Annotated in this window: 20 protein-coding genes; 11 read left to right on the top strand and 9 right to left on the bottom strand. The window is 71.3% G+C overall.

Annotated elements, in window-relative coordinates:
* Nucleotides 1–768, bottom strand: a complete 768-nt coding sequence (gene phnF / locus JMJ55_RS21515) for a phosphonate metabolism transcriptional regulator PhnF (RefSeq protein ID WP_236033913.1) — start codon at nt 766–768, stop codon at nt 1–3.
* Between the two features lie 76 nt (nt 769–844).
* On the opposite strand from phnF, the gene phnG reads away from it, so the two are divergent.
* The 8 genes from phnG to JMJ55_RS21475 are packed head-to-tail and all read left to right on the top strand — an operon-like array spanning nt 845 to nt 7,116.
* Nucleotides 845–1,318 (top strand): phosphonate C-P lyase system protein PhnG, encoded by a 474-nt coding sequence (gene phnG / locus JMJ55_RS21510; RefSeq protein WP_236033912.1) that lies wholly within the window; start codon nt 845–847, stop codon nt 1,316–1,318.
* Nucleotides 1,315–1,908 carry a phosphonate C-P lyase system protein PhnH gene (gene phnH / locus JMJ55_RS21505; RefSeq protein WP_236033911.1) on the top strand — a complete coding sequence of 198 codons (594 nt, stop codon included), beginning with the start codon at nt 1,315–1,317 and terminating at the stop codon, nt 1,906–1,908. The genes phnG and phnH overlap by 4 nt, the downstream gene beginning before the upstream one ends.
* Nucleotides 1,908–2,978, top strand: a complete 1,071-nt coding sequence (locus tag JMJ55_RS21500) for a carbon-phosphorus lyase complex subunit PhnI (protein ID WP_202827664.1) — start codon at nt 1,908–1,910, stop codon at nt 2,976–2,978. The genes phnH and JMJ55_RS21500 overlap by 1 nt, the downstream gene beginning before the upstream one ends.
* On the top strand, nt 2,975–3,823 hold the full coding sequence (locus JMJ55_RS21495; RefSeq protein WP_202827663.1) for an alpha-D-ribose 1-methylphosphonate 5-phosphate C-P-lyase PhnJ: 849 nt from the start codon (nt 2,975–2,977) through the stop codon (nt 3,821–3,823). The genes JMJ55_RS21500 and JMJ55_RS21495 overlap by 4 nt, the downstream gene beginning before the upstream one ends.
* On the top strand, nt 3,820–4,590 hold the full coding sequence (gene phnK / locus JMJ55_RS21490; RefSeq protein ID WP_202827662.1) for a phosphonate C-P lyase system protein PhnK: 771 nt from the start codon (nt 3,820–3,822) through the stop codon (nt 4,588–4,590). Before JMJ55_RS21495 ends, phnK begins: the two co-directional genes overlap by 4 nt.
* The gene (gene phnL, locus JMJ55_RS21485; protein WP_202827661.1) at nt 4,587–5,285 is read left to right on the top strand and encodes a phosphonate C-P lyase system protein PhnL; all 699 of its coding nucleotides are present in this window, start codon (nt 4,587–4,589) and stop codon (nt 5,283–5,285) included. Before phnK ends, phnL begins: the two co-directional genes overlap by 4 nt.
* On the top strand, nt 5,285–6,424 hold the full coding sequence (locus JMJ55_RS21480; RefSeq protein ID WP_202827660.1) for an alpha-D-ribose 1-methylphosphonate 5-triphosphate diphosphatase: 1,140 nt from the start codon (nt 5,285–5,287) through the stop codon (nt 6,422–6,424). The genes phnL and JMJ55_RS21480 overlap by 1 nt, the downstream gene beginning before the upstream one ends.
* The gene (locus JMJ55_RS21475) at nt 6,421–7,116 is read left to right on the top strand and encodes a DUF1045 domain-containing protein (protein WP_236033910.1); all 696 of its coding nucleotides are present in this window, start codon (nt 6,421–6,423) and stop codon (nt 7,114–7,116) included. The genes JMJ55_RS21480 and JMJ55_RS21475 overlap by 4 nt, the downstream gene beginning before the upstream one ends.
* On the opposite strand, the gene phnN is transcribed toward JMJ55_RS21475, so the two are convergent.
* Nucleotides 7,106–7,642: a phosphonate metabolism protein/1,5-bisphosphokinase (PRPP-forming) PhnN gene (gene phnN / locus JMJ55_RS21470; protein ID WP_236033909.1), complete on the bottom strand. Its 537-nt coding sequence runs from the start codon at nt 7,640–7,642 to the stop codon at nt 7,106–7,108. The two genes, JMJ55_RS21475 and phnN, sit on opposite strands and share 11 nt — an antisense overlap.
* Nucleotides 7,643–7,706: 64 nt before the next feature.
* Here phnN and JMJ55_RS21465 point away from each other — a divergent pair, with 64 nt between their 5' ends.
* Entirely contained in the window at nt 7,707–9,488 is a 1,782-nt protein-coding gene (locus JMJ55_RS21465; protein ID WP_202827659.1) for a gamma-glutamyltransferase family protein, read from the top strand.
* A 63-nt stretch (nt 9,489–9,551) separates the two neighbouring features.
* Here JMJ55_RS21465 and JMJ55_RS21460 read toward each other — a convergent pair whose 3' ends face one another.
* The 5 genes from JMJ55_RS21460 to JMJ55_RS21440 all read right to left on the bottom strand — a co-directional run bounded on the left by JMJ55_RS21460 (nt 9,552) and on the right by JMJ55_RS21440 (nt 15,225).
* Entirely contained in the window at nt 9,552–11,258 is a 1,707-nt protein-coding gene (locus JMJ55_RS21460) for a thiamine pyrophosphate-dependent enzyme (RefSeq protein ID WP_202827658.1), read from the bottom strand.
* 55 nt (nt 11,259–11,313) lie between these two features.
* Nucleotides 11,314–12,894 carry a fatty acyl-CoA synthetase gene (locus JMJ55_RS21455; RefSeq protein WP_202827657.1) on the bottom strand — a complete coding sequence of 527 codons (1,581 nt, stop codon included), beginning with the start codon at nt 12,892–12,894 and terminating at the stop codon, nt 11,314–11,316.
* Nucleotides 12,895–12,996: 102 nt separating this feature from the next.
* A complete protein-coding gene (locus tag JMJ55_RS21450) occupies nt 12,997–13,431 on the bottom strand; it encodes an OsmC family protein (protein WP_202827656.1) in 435 nt (144 codons plus the stop codon).
* Nucleotides 13,432–13,491: 60 nt separating this feature from the next.
* Entirely contained in the window at nt 13,492–14,172 is a 681-nt protein-coding gene (gene cysE, locus JMJ55_RS21445) for a serine O-acetyltransferase (RefSeq protein ID WP_328702733.1), read from the bottom strand.
* Between the two features lie 12 nt (nt 14,173–14,184).
* The gene (locus tag JMJ55_RS21440) at nt 14,185–15,225 is read right to left on the bottom strand and encodes a cysteine synthase A (RefSeq protein WP_202827654.1); all 1,041 of its coding nucleotides are present in this window, start codon (nt 15,223–15,225) and stop codon (nt 14,185–14,187) included.
* 141 nt (nt 15,226–15,366) lie between these two features.
* On the opposite strand from JMJ55_RS21440, the gene JMJ55_RS21435 reads away from it, so the two are divergent.
* Both JMJ55_RS21435 and JMJ55_RS21430 read left to right on the top strand, forming a co-directional pair.
* Nucleotides 15,367–16,098: an ImuA family protein gene (locus tag JMJ55_RS21435; protein WP_202827653.1), complete on the top strand. Its 732-nt coding sequence runs from the start codon at nt 15,367–15,369 to the stop codon at nt 16,096–16,098.
* A 67-nt stretch (nt 16,099–16,165) separates the two neighbouring features.
* Nucleotides 16,166–16,615, top strand: a complete 450-nt coding sequence (locus JMJ55_RS21430) for a hypothetical protein (protein ID WP_202827652.1) — start codon at nt 16,166–16,168, stop codon at nt 16,613–16,615.
* Nucleotides 16,616–16,619: 4 nt separating this feature from the next.
* Here JMJ55_RS21430 and JMJ55_RS21425 read toward each other — a convergent pair whose 3' ends face one another.
* Nucleotides 16,620–18,158, bottom strand: coding sequence for a DHA2 family efflux MFS transporter permease subunit (locus JMJ55_RS21425; RefSeq protein ID WP_202827651.1), 1,539 nt, complete (start codon nt 18,156–18,158; stop codon nt 16,620–16,622).
* Nucleotides 18,155–19,321, bottom strand: a complete 1,167-nt coding sequence (locus JMJ55_RS21420) for an HlyD family secretion protein (RefSeq protein ID WP_202827650.1) — start codon at nt 19,319–19,321, stop codon at nt 18,155–18,157. The genes JMJ55_RS21425 and JMJ55_RS21420 overlap by 4 nt, the downstream gene beginning before the upstream one ends.
* Nucleotides 19,322–19,348 lie beyond the last annotated feature (27 nt).

Raw genomic sequence — 19,348 nt, 5'->3', positions numbered from 1 at the left:
TCAGCTCTCCGCCACGATCTGGACCCGGCCGGAGGCGTAGCAGCCGAAGCTCACCTCCACCGGATTGCCCTGCGGATCGACATTCAACGCCTCGGTCACCAGCACCGGCCGGTTGCGCGACTGCTCCAGCAGTACGGCTTCCTCCGGCGTCGGCAGACGGGCGGTGATGCGGGTCGCCTGGCGTTGGAAATCCGGCACGCCGAGCTTGGCCAGCGCCCGGGTGATCGAGGAATCCTCGCTCAGCAGCGCCGCGATGGTCGGGAAGCGCGCGGCGGAGAACCAATGGGTGCCGATCGCTACCGGCCTGCCATCCACCAGGCTCAGCCGCTCCGCCATGATCACCGGGCGGCCGCGGCGGAGGCGGAGCTGCTCGGCGATCGAGGCCTCGGCCGGCACCTCCTCCACCCGGATCAGCCGGCCCTGGGGCTCGCGGTTCTGCCGGCGGATGGTCTCGGAGAAGCGGGTGCGGGGACCGACCGGGTAGTCGAGGACATCCTCGGCGACGAAGCTGCCGCGGCCCTGCTCGACCCGCACGAGACCGCGCGTCTCCAGCTCCTCCATGGCGCGGCGGACGGTATGGCGGTTCACGCCGAAGCGGGCCGAAAGCTCGGCCTCGGTCGGCAGCCGAGCGCCAGGGGCAAGGCCGCCGCCCGAGATCTCCCGCTCCAGGCTGCCGGCGATCTGCCGCCAGAGCGCGACCCCCTGCCCCCGCGCGAGGGGAGCACCGGCGCTATGACCTGCGCCGTTGTTCATTAAATTTTCAACCATGGGCCTCGCCTGCCATGTGATTGTCGGGAACCGTAAATGGCTGGACGTCCACTTGTCTAGACTTTAGAGTGAGGATATGGTTCCTGAACCCGCCCTGCCCGATCCGCCGCTGCTCCAGGCGATGCGCCGGCGATGGATGGGCCTGCTGGCCCGTGCCGATGCCGCCACCATTGCGGCCCGACTCGCCGAGGCACCCGCCCTGCCTCCGCATATCCGGCTCCGCGGTCCGGAGACCGGGCTGGTGATGACGCGCGGCCGCCAGGGCGGCGATGGCGCGCCCTTCAACCTCGGCGAGATGACCGTGACCCGGTGCAGCGTGCGGCTGGAGGATGGCACGGTCGGCCATGCCTATGTCGCCGGCCGCGATGCGCGCCAGGCGGAACTGGCGGCGGTGCTGGATGCCGCCTTGCAGGATCCCGACCGGCGCCCGGCGCTGCTGGCGGCGGTGATCGAGCCCCTGGCCGCGGCGGAGGCGGCACGGACGGCGCGGGAGGCGGCGAAGGCCGCAGCCACGCGGGTGGAGTTCTTCACCATGGCGACGATGCGATGACCCCGCTGGATTCGATGCCCCTGACGCCCGGTTTCGCCGATCCGGTGGCGGATGCGCAATCCTGCTTCCGCGCCCTGCTGGAAGCGATGGCCCGGCCCGGCCGGGTGCAGCGCCTCGCGGCCCTGCCGGAGGCGCCGGCGCCGCTCTCCCCGGCCGCCGCCGCGGCGCTGCTGACCATGGCCGATGCCGAGACGCCGGTCTGGACCGATGCCGGCCCGGCCGCCGAGGCCTGGTTGCGCTTCCATGCCGGCTGCCCGCTGGTGGCCAGGCCGGGCGAGGCCGCCTTCCTGCTGGCCAGCGGCCCGATGCCGCCGCTGGCCGCTCTGGCGGCGGGGACCGAGGAGGAGCCGCACCGCTCGGCGACGCTGGTCCTCCAGGTCGCGGCGCTGGAGGAGGAAGAGGCCTGGCGCCTGTCCGGCCCGGGGATCGAGAACAGCCATCCCCTGCGGGTCGAAGGCTTGCCGGACTCCTTCCTGCCGGATTGGGCCGCGAATGCGACGCGGTTTCCGCGCGGCGTCGATCTGGTGCTCTGCGCCGGGCCGCGGCTCGTGGCCCTGCCCCGTACCACCCGCATCGAGGAGGCCGGCTGATGGCCTATGTGGCAGTCAAGGGCGGCGAGCGGGCGATCGAGGCCGCGCATGCCTGGCTGGCGGAGGAGCGGCGTGGCGACCCCGCCCTGCCGGAACTCTCCCTGGACCAGATCGAGGCGCAGCTCGGCCTCGCCGTGGACCGGGTCATGGCGGAGGGGGCCTGCCACGATCGCGGCCTCGCGGCGCTGGCCATCAAGCAGGCCCGGGGTGATTTGATCGAGGCGGCCTTCCTGCTGCGCGCCTACCGCACCACCCTGCCCCGCTTCGGCGCCAGCCTGCCTCTGGAGACCGATGCGATGCGCATCCGCCGCCGCATCAGCGCCACCTACAAGGAGCTGCCGGGCGGCCAGGTGCTGGGCCCGACCTTCGACTACACCCACCGGCTGCTGGATTTCGCCCTGGCCGCCGAGGGAGGCACGCCGCCGCCCGCGCCGGAGGCGGAGGCCGCACCGGCCGTCATGCCGCGCGTCACCGGCCTTCTGGCGCAGGAGGGGCTGATGGCGCCCGAGGCGTCGTCCGAGGCCGAGCCGTGCGACCTGACCCGGGAGCCGCTGGCCTTTCCCGCCGAGCGGCCGCTGCGGTTGCAGGCGCTGGCCCGGGGCGATGAGGGCTTCCTGCTCTCGCTCGGCTATTCGACCCAACGCGGCTATGGCAATGCCCATCCCTTCGTCGGCGAGATCCGCATGGGCGCCGTTATGGTGGAATTCGAACCACCGGAACTCGGCTTCGCTATCGAGCTCGGCGAGATCACCGTCACCGAATGCCAGATGGTGAACCAGTTCGCCGGCACGAAGACCGAGCCGCCGCAATTCACCCGCGGCTATGGCCTGGTCTTCGGCCATGGCGAACGCAAGGCGATGGCCATGGCGCTGGTAGACCGGGCGCTGCGCGCGCCGGAGCTGGGCGAGCCGGTGGAGGCACCAGCCCAGGACCAGGAATTCGTCCTGTACCACTGCGACAATGTCGAGGCGACGGGCTTCGTCGAGCACCTCAAGCTGCCGCATTACGTCGATTTCCAGAGCGAGCTGGAGAAGATCCGGCTGCTGCGGCGGGAGGCCAGCGGGGAATGACCGCGCTCGGATACAATTTCGGCTATCTGGACGAGAATACCAAGCGGATGATCCGCCGCGCCCTGCTGAAGGCGGTGGCGATCCCTGGGCATCAGGTGCCCTTCGGCGCGCGGGAGATGCCGCTGCCCTATGGCTGGGGCACGGGCGGCATCGCCGTCACCGCCAGCGTCATCGGCACCGGCGACCGGCTGAAGGTGATCGACCAGGGCGCGGACGACACCACCAATGCCGTCTCCATCCGCCGCTTCTTCGCCAAGGTGGCCGGCGTCGCCACCACCGAAAGCACCGCCGAGGCGACGATCATCCAGACCCGTCACCGCATCCCGGAGACGCGGCTGCGGGAGGGGCAGATCCTGGTCTACCAGGTACCGATGCCGGAACCGCTGTTCCGGCTGGAGCCGCGCGTCGCCGAGACCCGGCGCATGCATGCGCTGGCCGATTACGGGCTGATGCATGTGAAGCTCTATGAGGATATTGCCCGCCACGGCCATGTAGCGATCAGCTACAATTATCCGGTGCTGGTCGGCGGGCGCTACCTGATGTCGCCCTCGCCCATCCCCGCCTTCGACAATCCGAAGATGGACCGCATGCCGGCCTTGCAGCTGTTTGGCGCCGGGCGGGAGAAGCGGATCTATGCCGTGCCGCCTTATACCTCGGTGCGGAGCCTCGATTTCGAGGATCATCCCTTCCAGCCGGTCCGCGCCGATGCGCCCTGTGCCCTCTGCGGCAGCCGGGAGAGCTACCTGGACGAAGTCCTAACCGACGACCAGGGCGGGCGGATGTTCGTCTGCTCGGACACCGACTACTGCAACACTCGCCAGACGCATCGGGAGGCGGCCGAATGAGCGCGCTGCTGGAAGCGCATGGCCTCAACCTCCGCTTCGGTGCCGTGCCGGCGCTGGAGGATGTCTCGATCGAGGTCCATCCCGGCGAGGTGGTCGCCATCGTCGGCGAAAGCGGCTCGGGCAAGACGACGCTGCTGCGCGTCCTCTCCGGCATGATGCGGCCGGACTCCGGCGAGGTGCGCTACCGCGACCCGGACGGCGCTGTGCATGTGATCCATGCGATGGGCGAGGCGGCGCTGCGCCAGCTGCACCGCACCGATTGGGGCTTCGTCCACCAGAACCCGCGCGACGGGCTGCGGATGCGCGTCTCGGCCGGCGGCAATATCGGCGAGCGGCTGATGGCGACCGGCGCCCGGCATTACGGCCGCATCCGCACCGAAGCGACGGAATGGCTGCGCCGCGTCGAGATCGACCCGGAGCGGATCGACGGCATGCCGGCGCTGTTTTCGGGCGGCATGCAGCAGCGGCTGCAAATTGCCCGCACCCTGGTGACGCGGCCGCGGCTGGTCTTCATGGATGAGCCGACGGGCGGGCTCGACGTCTCCGTCCAGGCGAGATTGCTCGACCTGATCCGGGCGCTGGTCGCCGATCTCGGCATCGCGGTGGTGATCGTGACGCATGACATCGCCGCGGCGCGGCTGCTGGCGCACCGGCTGCTGGTGATGCGCCGGGGGCAGGTGGTGGAACAGGGGCTGACGGACCGGGTGCTGGACGATCCGCAGCACGAATACACCCAGCTCCTCGTCGCCTCGGTGCTCGCGGCATGAGCTGGGCCATCCGCACCGAGGGGCTCGGCAAGTCCTTCACTCTGCATCTCCAGGGCGGCACCCGCATCCCCGTGCTGGAGGGGGTGGAGCTGGAGGTCGCACCCGGCGAATGCGTGGCGCTGGCCGGCCCCTCCGGCGCCGGGAAATCCACCCTGATGCGCTGCCTCTATGGCAATTACGGCGTCGGCGCCGGCCGCATCCTGATCCGCCATGCGGGGGCGGAGATCGATCTCGTCACCGCCGATGCTCGGCTGGTGCGGGAGGTGCGGCGGGAGACACTGGGCCATGTCAGCCAATTCCTCCGCGTCATCCCGCGCGTCCCCACCCTCGATATCGTCGCCGAGCCGCTGATGGCCCGCGGTCTGGACCGCGAGGCGGCACGGGCGCGGGCGGCGGAGCTGCTGGCGCGGCTCAACCTGCCGGCCCGGCTGCACGGGCTGCCGCCGGCCACCTTTTCCGGCGGCGAGCAGCAGCGGGTGAACCTGGCGCGCGGCTTCGCCCCCTTCTACCCCGTGCTGCTGCTGGATGAGCCGACCGCCAGCCTCGATGCCGCCAACCGCGCCGTGGTGGTGGGGCTGATCCAGGCGGCGAAAGCCGCCGGCACCGCCATCATCGGCATCTTTCATGACACCGAGGTGCGCGACCAGGTCGCGGACCGATTGTTCGAGGTCCAACCCATGCCGGCCGCCGCCTGATGTCCGAGACCATCCTCACCAACGCCCTGCTCGTCCTGCCCGAGGATGTCGTCCCCGGCACGCTGGTGCTGCGCGGCAGCCGGATCGCCGAGATCCAGCCCGGCCGCAGCGCCTTGCCCGGCGCGGTGGATTGCGGCGGCGACCACATCATCCCCGGCGTCGTGGACCTGCACACCGACAACCTGGAACGCCAGGTGCAGCCGCGCGCCAATGCCCGCTGGCCCAGCCGGTCCGCCCTGCTGGCGCATGACGCGCAATGCGCGGCGGCCGGCGTGACCACCGTCTTCGATGCGCTTTGCCTCGGCGATCTCGGCTTCGATCCCGGCCGGGTGCAGACCTTCTATGACGGCGTCGCCGATCTCGGCGCCCTTGCCCCGACCGGGCTGCTGAAGGCGGAGCACCTGCTGCATCTCCGCTGCGAGCTGCCGGCGACCGACATGGTCCCGGCCGTCGAGAGCGTTGCCGATCATCCGCTGGTGGCGATGGTCAGCCTGATGGACCATTCGCCCGGCGTCGGCCAGTACCGCGACATCCCCCGCTACCGCGCCATGCGCCAGCGGCAGAAGCAGATGAGCGATGTTGAGGTCGATGCCCGCATCGCCGAACTGCTGGAGCGCCGCGCGCGGCTGCGCGAGCCACAGCGGCGCTGGCTGCTGGACCGGTTCGCGCATCGCGACCTGCCGCTCGCCAGCCATGATGATGACGATATCGCGGATATTGCCCGCAATGCGGCGGACGGCATCCGCATCAGCGAATTCCCTGTCACCATGGATGCCGCGAAGGCGGCGCGGGAGATCGGCGTGACCGTCATCGCCGGCGCCCCGAACATCGTCCGCGGCGGCAGCCATTCCGGCAATGTCGCCGCCGCCGACCTGATCCGCGCCGGGGCGGTGGATGCGCTGGCCAGCGACTATGTCCCCGCCTCGATGATCGAGGCCGCCTGGATCGCGGCGGCGACGACCGGCATCTCCCTGCCCCAGGCGGTCGCCACCATCACCGATGGCCCGGCGCGGATGGCCCGCCTCACGGATCGCGGCCGGCTGGCGCCGGGGCTGCGGGCGGATCTGGTGCGGGTGCGGCCGCTCGACGGCCAGCCCATGATCCAGGCGGTCTGGCGGGAAGGCGCGCGCGTCGCATGATGGGGGCGCCGGCGCCGGAGGCGCGCCTCGCCCTTTATTGGGCGCCGGAGACGGGCGACCCGCTGCATCGGCTGGGCTCGGCCTGGCTGGGGCGGGATGCCGAGACCGGCGCGCCCGTGCCGCAGCCCAGCCTCCCGGAGCTCGACATCGCCGAACTCACCGCCGACCCGCGCGGCTATGGCTTGCATGCGACGCTGAAGCCGCCCTTCCGCCTGGCGCTGAGCTGGGCCGAGGCCATGGCGGCGACCGAGGCGCTGGCCGCCCGTACCGCGCCCTTCGACCTGCCGCCGCTCGCGGTCGAGAACCTCGACGGCTTCCTGGCGCTGCGCGAGACCGCCCCCTGCCCGGCCCTCGGAGCACTGGCCGATGCCTGCGTCGAGGCGCTGGAGCCCTGCCGCCTGCCGCCCGACGAGGCGGAGCTGGCCCGCCGCCGCCGCGCCCGGCTGACACCGCGGCAGGAGGAACTGCTGGCCCGCTACGGCTACCCCTATGTGATGGAGGAATGGCGCTTCCACGTGACCCTCACCCGGCGCCTGACGCCGGCGGAGATGGCGGTGGTGCGGCCCGCGGTCACCGATTTCCTCGGCGATGCGCCGGGCCGGCCGCGGCGGGTCTCCGCCATCACCCTCTTCACCCAGGCGGCATCCGGCGCGCCCTTCCTGATCGCGGAGCGGGTGCCGCTCAGGGGATAGCCCGCAGCGCGGCGACGACCCGTTCGACGCCCTGCTCCACCGGGCCATCGTTCAGCACCCGGACCACCGCCAGCCCCTCGGGCAACGGCGCCTGGCGGGCAAGGCGGGCGGCGATATCCGCCTCCCTCTCCCGCCCGCGCGCGGCGAGGCGTGCCGCCAGCACCGCGGGCGGGGCGGTGATCTCCAGCACCAGCAGCGGCATCCGCGCCGCCGCCGCGGCCAGCACGGTGCGGGACAGGTTGGCGATGTTGACCGCCCCGGACGGAAGATCGGCCGGGATGCCGTAGAGCAGCCCATGTGCCTCCCACCACAGGGCGAAGCAGCCGGCGGCACGCTCGGCCTCGAATGCGGCGCGGCTCAGCGCCCGGTGGTCCTCGCCGCCCGCCTCGGCCGGGCGGGTGATGCTGCGCTGGATGAAATGGAAGCGCGGCTCCCCGGCCAGGGCGGCACGGGCCCCGGCCATCAGCGTATCCTTCCCCGCCCCGGAGGGCCCGACCACCCCGACCAGCATGCTTGCCTTCCTCATCCGCCCGGCGTTCTCTGCCCGTCCGAACGCCATCAGGCAACGCCCTCCGGGAGACGGAATCAGCATGTTCACCACGCGGCCCGAGATCGCCGGCACCTTCGGCGCCGTCGCCACCACCCATTGGATCGCGTCCCAGGTCGGGATGTCCGTGCTGGAGCGGGGCGGCAATGCCTTCGACGCGGCGGCGGCGGCCGGCTTCACCCTGCAGATCGTGGAGCCGCATCTGAACGGGCCGGGCGGGGACTGCCCGATCATCCTGCACAGCGCCCGGCTCGGTGCGCAGCAGGTGATCTGCGGCCAGGGGCCGGCGCCGGCGGCGATGACGGTGCAGAAGCTGAAGGGCGAGCTCGGCCTCGATATCGTGCCCGGCACCGGTTTCCTCTGCGCCCCGATCCCCGGCGCCTTCGATGCCTGGGCGCTGATGCTGCGCGACCATGGCACCTGGCGGCTGCGCGACGTGCTCGACTACGCGATCGGCTATGCCGCGCGCGGCGCCCATGTGGTGGGGCGCGTCTGCGCCACCATCGAGACGGTGCGGCCGCTCTTCGAGACGGAGTGGAAGACCTCCGCTGCGCTTTGGCTGCGCGGTCTGACGCCGGGCGGCCTCTACACCAATCCCGATCTCGCCGAGACCTATAGGCGGGTGGTGCGGGAGGCGGAGGCGGCGAGCAGCGACCGCGAGGGGCAGATCGAGGCGGCGCGGAACATCTGGTATGGCGGCTTCGTCGCTGAGGCGATCGACCGCTTCGGTCGCGACTTCGCCGCGCTCGACACCTCCGGCCGGCGGCATCATTCGCTGCTGACGGGGGATGACATGGCTGGCTGGCACGCGGGCATCGAGCAGCCGCTGACCCAGGACTATCGCGGCCATACCGTCCTGAAATGCGGACCCTGGAGCCAGGGTCCGGCCATGCTCCAGACCCTCGCCCTGCTGGAAGGCTTCGACCTCGCGGCCATGGATCCGGTCGGGGCGGAGTATGCGCATGCCGTGACCGAGGCGATGAAGCTCGCCTTCGCCGACCGCGAGGCCTTCTATGGCGATCCGGCCTTCACCGATGTGCCGATGGCGACCCTGCTCTCGGCCGAGTACAACGCCGCCCGCCGCGCGTTGATCGGCCGCGAGGCGAACAACGAATTCCGCCCCGGCACGCCGGATGGGCGGCAGCCGCGCACCGACTATGCCGCGGCGGTGCAGCGGGCCGGCGCGCTGACCATGGCCGCCGGCACGGGCGAGCCGACCGTCTCCCGCCTCGGCGCCTCGGGCGGCGATACCTGCCATGTCGATGTGATCGACCAGTGGGGCAATTTCGTCAGCGCCACCCCCTCGGCCGGCTGGCTGCAGAGCTCCCCGGCGATTCCGGGCCTCGGCTTCTGCCTCGGCTCCCGCTGCCAGATGTTCTGGCTGGACGAGTCGCTGCCGAACGGCCTGCAGCCGGGCAAGCGGCCGCGCACCACCCTCTCGCCCTCCATGGTGCTGCGCGACGGCAAGCCCTGGATGAGCTTTGGCACGCCGGGCGGCGAGCAGCAGGACCAGTGGCAGCCGATCATGCTGACGCGGATGCTGAACCATGGCTTCAACATCCAGCAGGCGATTGACCTGCCGAGCTTCCATTCCGAGCACTGGATCAGCAGCTTCTGGCCCCGCGGCGCCCGACCGGGGAAGCTGGTGCTGGAAGGCGGCTACGCGCTGGCGGTGCTGGAGGAGCTGACATCGCGCGGCCATGTCGCCGAGCTGGGCGGCGAATGGTCCGAGGGCCGGCTCACCGGGGCGAGGCTGGAGGCCGATGGGCAGATCTTTGCCGGCGCCAATCCGCGCGGCATGCAGGGTTATGCGGTGGGGCGGTAAGCCCCACCGCACGCAGGCATCACGGCCCGGCCTCGCCCCTGGCGGGGCACCGGGCGCATTGGATTAAGCTTGGGCAGGCGCCGTCGCGGCCTTCCGTGCCTGCTCGCGCAGCTGCTCGATGGTCGAGCGGTTCGTCACCTGCTCCGGATTGGTCCGCACCTCGACGATGGCGGGCTTGCCGCTGGCGATCGCCCGCTTCACCGCCGGCACCAGCTGGTCGGTCGCCTCGACCACCTCGCCATGGCCGCCGAAGCTCTCGATGAACTTGGCGAAGTCCGGGTTGGTGAGCTGGGTCGCGGAGACGCGGCCGGGATAATGCCGTTCCTGATGCATGCGGATCGTGCCGTACATCCCGTTGTTGAAGACGAGGATGATCGGGTTGACCGAATGATGGAAGGCGGTCGCTATCTCCTGCCCCGTCATCAGAAAGCCGCCATCGCCGACGAAGGAAATGACGGTGCGCTGCGGATAGGTGATCTTGGCGCCGATCGCAGCCGGCACGCTGTAGCCCATGGCGCCGTTGGTGGGCCCGAGGAAATCCTGACCTTCCGTCAGATGCATGAAGCGCGTCGGCCAGGTGGCGAAATTGCCGGCATCGGTCGTGTAGATGGTGTCGGGCGGCAGGGCCTTCTCCAGCTCCTGCAGGGCGACAGCGAGGTTCAGCGGCCCCTCATAGCTGCCGGCCTTCGCCTGCGCCTCGCGCGCCATCCGCAGCTCCGCCCGCCAGCCGGTCCAGGCCGGGTTCGCCACGGGCTGCGTCGCCTTGGCGGCGGCGGCGAAGGCGGCCAGGTCGCTGGTGATGCCAAGCGCCGGGCGATAGACCCGGCCGATCTCCGCCTGGTCGGGATAGACATGGACGATCGGCGTCCCGCCCGCCATGTCGAACAGCGTGTAGCCCTGCGAGATCGGCTCCCCGAGCCGGGTGCCGATGGCGAGGAAGAGGTCGCACTGCTTTGCCCTCGCCACCAACGCCGCATCGGCGCCGACGCCGAGATCGCCGACATAATTGGGCGAAGTGTTGTCGAACAGCCCCTGGCGCCGGAAGCTGACCGCGACCGGCAGGTCGTTGGCGAGGAGGAAGTCTCGGATATCGGCGCGGCCCTGCGCCGTCCAGGCACCGCCGCCGCCGAGCACCGCGAGCGGCCGCTTGGCGCCGGCCAGCAGCGCCATCATCCGCTCCATCGCCGCCGGCGAGGGATAGGCCGGCGCGACCTCGGCCGGGCCGATATCGGGCACCGTGACCATCTTGCGCTGCATCTCCTCCGAGATGGCGACGACAACCGGGCCTGGCCGGCCGCTGGTCGCCACGTCGAAGGCATGCGCCATCAGCTCCGGGATGCGGGCCGCATCGTCGATCTGAGTCACCCACTTGGCGAGCGGGGCGAACATCTTGCGGTAGTCCACCTCCTGGAAGCTCTCGCGGTCCGTCTCCTCGAAGGGGATCTGGCCGATCAGCAGCACTAGGGGCGTCGAATCCTGGAAGGCGACATGCACGCCGATGGCCGCATGGCAGGCGCCCGGGCCGCGGGTGACGATGGCGACGCCCGGCTTGCCGGTCAGCTTGCCATGGGCCTCGGCCATATGGACCGCCCCGGCCTCGAAGCGGCACGTCACGAGCTCGATGCGGTTCCGCCTTGCATAGAGTCCGTCGAGCAGGTCGAGATAGCTCTCGCCGGGGACGCAGAAGGCATGGGTGACGCCCTGTGCCACCAGCGCATCGGCCAGGATATGCCCACCCAGCCGCGCTTCGCCCTGCCCTGCCTGCGTCATCCTTGCATCTCCAATCCCTCGGGTGGCGGGACCATAGCGAGGCCCCGGGCGGCCGTCACCCCGCGCCGAGGGCGCCGCTCTCGGTCCCCGCATAGAGCTGCCGCAGCTCCCGCTTCAGCAGCTTGCCGGCCGTGTTCTTCGGCAGGCTCTCGGCGACGATGATGCGCTTCGGCAGCTTGTACGGCGCCAGCAGCCCGCGCGCATGGGCGAGCAGGGCGGCTTCGACATCCGCCGGTGCTTCCGGGCGGAGGACGACGACGGCGGCGACCGCCTCGATCCATTTCGGGTCAGGCACGGCGATCACCGCCACCTCGGCGACAGCGGGATGGGTGAAGAGCGCCTCCTCCACCTCGCGGCTCGCCACCAGCACCCCGCCGGTATTGATCAGGTCCTTAGTGCGGTCGACGATGGCGAGGTAGCCTTCCTCGTCGATGGTCGCGACATCGCCGCTATGGAACCAGCCGCCCTCGAAGGCGCGCGCCGTCTCCTCCGGCATGTTCCAATAGCCGAGGAGGAGCTGCGGCGAGCGATGGATGACCTCGCCGCGCTCACCGGGCTTCACGTCGCGCATCTCCGCGTCGACGACGCGTGTCTCGACATTCAGCACCGGCCGGCCGATGGAGCCGGGTCGCGCCTCATGCTCCTCCGGCCGCAGCACCGTCGCCAAGGGCGCGATCTCGGTCTGGCCGTAGCAATTGAAGGGGCGCGCGCCGGGCAGGCGGGCACGCAGTTCCTGCAGCACGGGCACCGGCATGATGCTCGCACCGTAATAGACCTTGCGCAGGCAGGACAGGTCGCGGCGGCCGAAATCCGGGTGCTGCAGCAGGCTGATCCAGACCGTGGGCGGGGCGAAGAAGCCGGTGATGCGCTCCCGCTCGATCAGCTCGAGGCAGGTGGCGGGGACGGGCGCATCGATCAGCAGGGTCGGGATGCCCTGCAGCAGCTGCGGCATGGTGAAGGCATGCATCTGCGCCGTGTGATAAAGCGGCAGGGCGGCCAGGGCGCGGTCGTCGCGTGCCATCTCGAGTTCGATGATGGTGCTGAGATACTCGGTCAGCAGCGCGCGGTGCGACATCATCGCGCCCTTCGGCGCGCCTGTGGTGCCGGAGGTGTACATGATCTGGACGAGATCCTCGTCCTCCACCTCCTCCCCGAGCGGCTCGCCTGCATCCCAGCGTGGGTCGAGCGCGGCGGCGAGGATGTCGAGCGGCCCCTCCCCGGCATCGATGGTGCCGCCCCGCACGCCCGGCACGGCGCCCCGCGCCGCCTCGGCCGCGGCGGCGAGCGCCGGCTGATGCAGCAGCAACGCCGCACCCGACTGGCGGAGGACGTATTCCACCTCCTTCGGCGTCAGGGCGAAATTGATCGGCACATGCACGAGCCCGGCCCGGGCGCAGCCGAGCCAGAGCAGCAGATAGGCATCCGAGTTGCGGCCATAGGCGACGACGCGGTCGCCCGGCACAAGGCCGGCCGCAAGCAGGCAGCGGCCGACCCGCGTCGCCGCCGCATCCAGCGCGGCATAGCTCCAGTCGCGCCCGGCGAAGCGCAGCGCCTGGCTGGTGCGGAAGCGGGTCGCGGCGCGGCTCAGCGCATCGCCGATGGTGTTGCGCCTGGCCCGGGCGCCTGTCTTAGTCATGGAAGCCTCCCCAGTTTTGCCGGGGAGTGTAGCGGCTGGCGCCGGGCCTTTGTCGAGCCGGCGATTCACGCCCTGGATGTCTCCACCCAGGGCGATCGCAGGTTAAGCCTCCAGCGTCGCGTCCAGCGTGATGCTGGCGTTCAGCACCTTGGAGACGGGGCAGCCCGCCTTGGCCGCATCGGCGAGCTTCTGGAACTCCTCCTGCGACAGACCGGGCACCTTGGCCTTCAGGGTCAGCGCCACCGCGGCGATCTTCCAGCCCGCCCCTTCCTGCTCCAGCGAGACCTTGGCCGAGGTATCGAGCGCCTGCGGCACATGGCCGGCGCCGGAGAGCTGGAAGGCCAGCGCCATGGTGAAGCAGCCGGCATGGGCGGCGGCGATCAGCTCCTCCGGATTGGTGCCGGGGCCGTTCTCGAAGCGGGTCTTGAAGCCGTACTGGCTGTCCTTCAGCACACCCGACTGGGTGGTGAGGTTGCCGGTCCCTTCCTTGCCGCTGCCTTCCCAATGCGCGCTGGCGGTGCGGTGGATGCTGGCCATGGGGTATCTCCTGCCTTGTTGCGGGACAGGAGATTGGGGCGCCGGCGGCGTCCGTCCAGCCTATTCGGCCGCCGGCATCCGCGCCGCCTGTTGCTGGCCGCGCAGCAGCGCCATCTCGTTCCGCAGCATCGCCACCTCGGCGCGCAATTCGGCCAGCTCCTCCCCCACCGGGTCGCAGGGGGCATCGAGCAGGCCATAGCCGGGGCTCGGCGCCGGGCGGGCCGGCAGCACCCGCTGCTCCTGCGGCCGCCGGGCGGGAATGCCGACCACCGTCTCGCCGGCCGGGACCTCGGCCACCACCACGGCATTGGCGCCGATCCGGGCATTGTCGCCGATGCGGATCGGGCCCAGCACCTGCGCCCCGGCGCCGATCGCCACGTTATGGCCGATGGTCGGGTGCCGCTTGCCCGGCTGGCCCGAAAGGCCGCCGAGCGTCACGCCGTGATAGATCAGCACGTCATCGCCGATCTCCGCGGTCTCGCCGATCACCACGCCCATGCCATGGTCGATGAAGAGCCGCCGGCCGATGGTGGCGCCGGGATGGATCTCGATCCCGGTGATGAAGCGGTTGGTGTGGGAGACCATGCGGGCCAGGGCCTTGAGGCCGGCGCGGTGGAGCGCATGGGCGACCCGGTGCATGAGGACGGCCTGCAACCCGGCATAGCAGGTGAAGGCCTCGATCCAGGTCGGGCGCGCCGGGTCGCGGGCGCGGATGGTGCGGGCGAGTTCGAGGAGTTCCACGGCCATGTCCCCCTATTGCAGCCAGGCGGGAACGGGCAGGCCGCGTTCGCGCAGGAAAGCCGGGTTGAAGATCTTGCTCTGATAGCGGGCGCCGCCGTCGCAAAGGATGGTGACGATGGTGTGGCCCGGCCCCATCTGCCGCGCGAGGGCGATGGCCGCCGCGACATTGATGCCGGCCGAGCCGCCGACCGACAGCCCCTCATGCAGCTGGAGGTCATAGACCTGCTCCAGCGCCACGGGGTCCGTCACCTGCAACGCATCATCGATAAGGTCCCGCCCCTGTTCCAGATTGCCCGGCACGGTGGAGGCCTGGCCGATGCCCTCGGTGATGGAATTGCCCTCGGCCTTCACCTCGCCGGTCTTGATCCAGCTATAGAGGCCGCTGCCCATCGGGTCGGCGAGGACGATGCGGATATCCGGCTTGCGCGCCCTCAGCGCCCGGGCGACGCCGGCCAGCGTGCCGCCGGTGCCGCAGGCGCAGGTGAAGGCGTCGATGCGCCCGCCGGTCTGGGCCCAGATCTCGGGGCCCGTGGTCGCCTCATGCGCCGCCGCGTTGGCGAGGTTGCCGAACTGGTTGGCCCAGACCACGCGCTCGCCCTGCGCGGCCAGCTCCTCGGCGATGCGGCGGGAGGTGTGCACGTAATGGCCAGGATCGCGATAGGGCTTCGGCTGGATCAGGCGGAGGTCGGCGCCGATCATCCGCAGGAAATCCAGCTTCTCCTTCGCCTGGGTCTCCGGCACCACGATGATGGAGCGGTAGCCGCGGGCATTGGCGACGAGGGTGAGGCCGATGCCGGTATTGCCGGCCGTCCCCTCCACCACGATGCCGGGCTCGCCGGGGATGAGCTGGCCGCGTGCCTCCGCATCCTCGATGATGCCGAGGCCGGCGCGGTCCTTTACGCTGCCACCGGGCTGCATGAACTCGGCCTTGCCGAGAATCTCGCAGCCCGTGGCCGCGCTGGCGCGGCGGAGCCGGATCAGCGGCGTATCGCCGATGGCACCGGCGAGGCCGTCCACGATCCGGGCGGGCGGGCTGGGGGGCGCAGCGCTCATGGCAGTTCCGGTCCTTGCTGGCTGCTGATCTGCGGGCGGGCGGCGGGTGGATTCAAGGGGGCCCCAGCGCAATGCTGCCGCGCGGCTGGATCGGCCTTGCGGCCAACCGGTTTGAGCTTCAGAACATAATACGAACCCGCCATGACGACACCCCCCTCCTCCCATGCCGAGCCCGAGGCCCTGCCGCTGGACCGGCCCGCCCTTGCCGCCGCGCTGCGCGCGCGGCTGGCCCGGACGGAGGGACCAGTGACCGGTAGCCTGCTTCTCTGCGGACCGATCGACCAGTCCCTGCCCGGCGGCGGGCTGGCCCGGGCCGGGCTGCACGAGGTGCTTGCGGCTGAGCCCGGCGCCGCCGCCGGCTTCTGCGCCATGCTGCTGGCACGCGCCGGGGCTGGACGCGGCAGCCTGCTCTGGGTTGCCGATGCGATGGAGTCCTGGCCGCCTCCGCCCGCCCGGTTCGGCCTGCCGGCCGCGGAGTTGATCGTCGTGCTGGCGCTGCGGCCGGAGGATGCGCTCTGGGCCATGGAGGAAGGGCTGCGCTGCCCGGCCATCGCGGGCGCCGTCCTGGTGGCCGGCGAGATCGGGCCAGAGGCGATGCGGCGCCTCGATCAAGCGGCGGGCACAGGCGGCGGGGTCGGATTGCTGCTGCGGCCGGAGGCGGCGGGTGGTGAGGAGCGCCTGCCCCTCACGCTCTGGCGAGTCGGCGGCGATGGCGGGGCCGGACTCGGCGACCCACAATGGCGGCTGGAATTGCTGCGCTGCCAGGGCGGGCGGCCCGGCGCCTGGGATGCGGTCTGGCGCCCGGCGGCGGAGCAGCTGGATGTGCTGGGGGCCGAGCCGGCGCCCGCCCCGACCCGCCGCCGGGCCCGCTGACGGCACGGGTTATTTGCGAACGCTTCTCAATTGCGGTAAGCCCGATCCACACGCTGGAGAGTGCGACATGGCGACGCATGGGCTTCCCGCCTGGCCCTGGGCCGAGACCGAAACCGCCAACCTGCCGCCGGCCGAGGGCCTGGTGCTGGAGGGCATGCGCCGCTGGGCCATGGCGGCGCGGATAGGGGCGCCGACCCTGCCCGCCCTCTGGCCACCCTTCATCGCCGAGGATGCCGGCCCGGCGGCGCGGCCTCTCGATGGGCTGCTGCGCGCCGCGGCCGAGGGCGGCCTGCCGCAACTCGGCTGCCCACTCTGCCCCCGCCTCACCGGGGCGGAGGCGGAATTGCTGCTGGCCCTGGCCCTGGTACAGCGCGGCTGCCGCGCCCGCGCGCTCGGCCTGCTGCTGCGCCACCTGCCGCTGACGGCCGCGCAGGCCGCGATGACGGAGGCGGTGCGGCTCGGCCTCGCCCTCAGCCAGGCGGGGCTACTGCTGCGGAATCCGCTGCGCCTGCGGTGATGTCCTAATGTCCGCCCCCGGCCGCTGCCCGCGGCCGGGCGACCAGGGCAATGCAAGGCAACCCCAGCAGGAACAGCGCCGCCATCAGCAGCAGCACGTCGTTATAGGCGAGCACCAGCGCCTCCCGCTGCATCAGCGCCTGGAGGCGGCGCAGGGCCGCCAGTTCCGGTGCCAGGTCCGGCTGCGCCGCGGCGATGCGGGCCGCGAGGTTGTCGAGCCAGGGCTGGACGTTGCCCCGCCCCCAGGTGACATTCTCCGAGAGGTGCTGCCGATGCGCCGCGCCCCGCCAGACCACGACGCTGTTGATCGCCGCCAGCCCCAGCGCCCCGCCCAGGTTGCGCATGAGATTGTAGAGTGCGGCGGCATTCTTGATCTCGGCCGGCGCCAGGGTGCCGAAGGTGATCTGGTTGATCGGCATGAACATGAAGATCAGCGCCGCACCGCGCAGCCCGAGCGGCACCGCCATCTCCCAGAAGCCACTGAGATTGGTGAGCTGCGCGATCCAGAGGCAGGAGAGGGCAAAGAGTACCATGCCGAGGGCCAGCATCGCCCGCAGGTCCAGCAGCCGCGCCAGCCGCCCCGCCACCGGCGCCGAGAGGAACATGCAGAGCCCGGTGATGAACAGCGTCTCGCCGATCTGCATGGAATCGAAGCCACGGATGCGCGCGAAGAACAGCGGCAGCACATAGACCAGGCCAAAGAGCCCGACCCCGACGATGCAGCTCAGCGCGCAGCCGGTGGCGAAATTCCGGTTGCCGAAGGCGCGAAGCTGGATGATCGGCTCTGGCCGGGTGAAGGCGCGCCAGAGGAAGAGACCGCCGCACAGGGCGCAGACCGCCGCCAGCTCCGCGATATGCGCATCATCGAACCAGCCCCAGCGCGGCCCCTCCTCCATCACGTATTCCGCGGTGCCGAGAAAGCCGGCCATGAAGAGCAGCCCCCACCAGTCGAACCGCGCCAGCAGGCCCGGCTCCGGCCGGTCGATATCGAGGGTCAGCCAGACGATGACGCCGACCACGGCACCGATCGGCAGGTTGATGAGGAAGAGCCAGTGCCAGGACAGCGCCTGGGTCAGCCAGCCGCCGAGGCTCGGCCCGATGGTCGGCGCCAGCGTCGCGGTCAGGCTGATGAGCACGCTGACCTTCACCCGGTTCTCGCCAGGATAGAGCAGGAAGCTCGTCGAGAAGCAGACCGGGATCATCGCCCCGCCGACGAAGCCCTGCAGGGCGCGGGCGACGACCATGGCGGGCAGGCTTTCGGCGAAGGCGCAGGCGGCGGAGAAGACCGTGAAGCCAGCGCAGGACAGGGTGAAGAGCACCCGGCTGGAGATGGCACGCGAGAGGAAGCCCGAGAGCGGGATCATGACGATCTCCGCGATCAGGTAGCTGCTCTGGATCCAGCTCGCCTCGTCCGGCGCCGCCGACAATCCCGCCTGCACCTCGGCCAGGGAGGCAGAGACGATCTGGATGTCGAGGATCGCCATGAAGAGGCCGACCACCGTCGCGGCGAAGCCGATCCGGTGGCGGAGGCTCGGCCGGGTCATGGCGCCCCGCGCCAGTCCCTCCAGCGGGCCAGGGCGGCGGACCAGGCATCGCGCGGCGCCGTCGGATCCTCCCGCGTATCCACCTCCGCCGCCACCGAGAGGCCGGGGCGCAGCAGGGCGAGCTTCGCCGCCGCCTCGCCGTCCAAGGCCAGGCGCACGGGCACGCGCTGGACGATCTTGGTGAAGTTGCCGGTGGCATTCTCCGGAGGCAGCAGGCTGAACAGGGCCCCCGTGGCCGGCGCCAAGCTCTCCACCCGGCCCTGCAACACCAGGCCCGGAAAGGCATCCACCTTCAGCCGCACCGGCTGGCCGGGGCGGAAGCGCGGCAGCTGCGTCTCCTTGAAATTCGCCGTCACCCATTGCCGCTCGGGCGGCGGCGCCACGGCGATCAGTTGCTGGCCGGTGCGGACGAACTGCCCGAGCTGCGCCGCCCGGTTGCCGGTGATGCCGTCGAAGGGCGCACGGATGACGGTATTGCCGAGATCGATCCGCGCCCGCTCCACCGCCGCCGCCGCCTGGTCGCGCCGCGCCTCCTGCTGCGCCTGCATCGCTTCCAGCACATCGAGCTGCTGGCGGGCGACGCTGAGCTGAGCGAGCGCCGCGGCCACGGCCGAATCCGCCTTGCGCTGGTCGGCCACTGCCCGCTCATTCGCCTGGCGGCTGGTCCAGCCGGCGCCGACCAGCTCTCCGGCCCGCCGGGCCTCGCCGAGCGCCCGGACCTGCTCGGCCCGCGCCTGTTCCAGCTGTGCCTCGGCGCTTTCGATCTGCGCCCGCTGCTGGGCGAGCTGCTGGCGGTTGGTGGCGATGGCAGCGCGGGTCTCGGCCAGCGTCGCCTCCGCCTCGGCCAGCCGGGCACGCCAGAGGCCGCCATCCAGCTCGATCAACGCGTCGCCTGCCGAGACGCGCTGGTGGTCGGCCACGCGGATGGCGGCGACATGGCCCTCGATCCGCGGGGCCAGCACGGCGATGTCGCCCTGGACATAGGCGTTGTCGGTGGATTCCATCCAGCGCCCGACCAGCAGCCACCAATTGGCGCCGATGGCCAGAGCGAGCAGCGCCAGCGCCAGGAGCGGCCAGCGGAGCAGCCGCCAAGGGCTGCGCCGTGGCCCCGCGCCGATGCTGGCGGCCGGCGGCGCCGGGCGGGTTTCACTGAGGACGTTCATCCCGGTCCGAGGTGGTGTCTCAGGTTA

Origin of the sequence: Belnapia mucosa, from assembly GCF_016775475.1 — a bacterium.
In the GTDB taxonomy this organism is placed as follows: Bacteria; Pseudomonadota; Alphaproteobacteria; order Acetobacterales; family Acetobacteraceae; genus Belnapia; species Belnapia mucosa.
The sequence above is the reverse complement of the archived record's forward strand: the minus strand, read 5'-3'. Positions and strand labels throughout refer to the sequence as shown.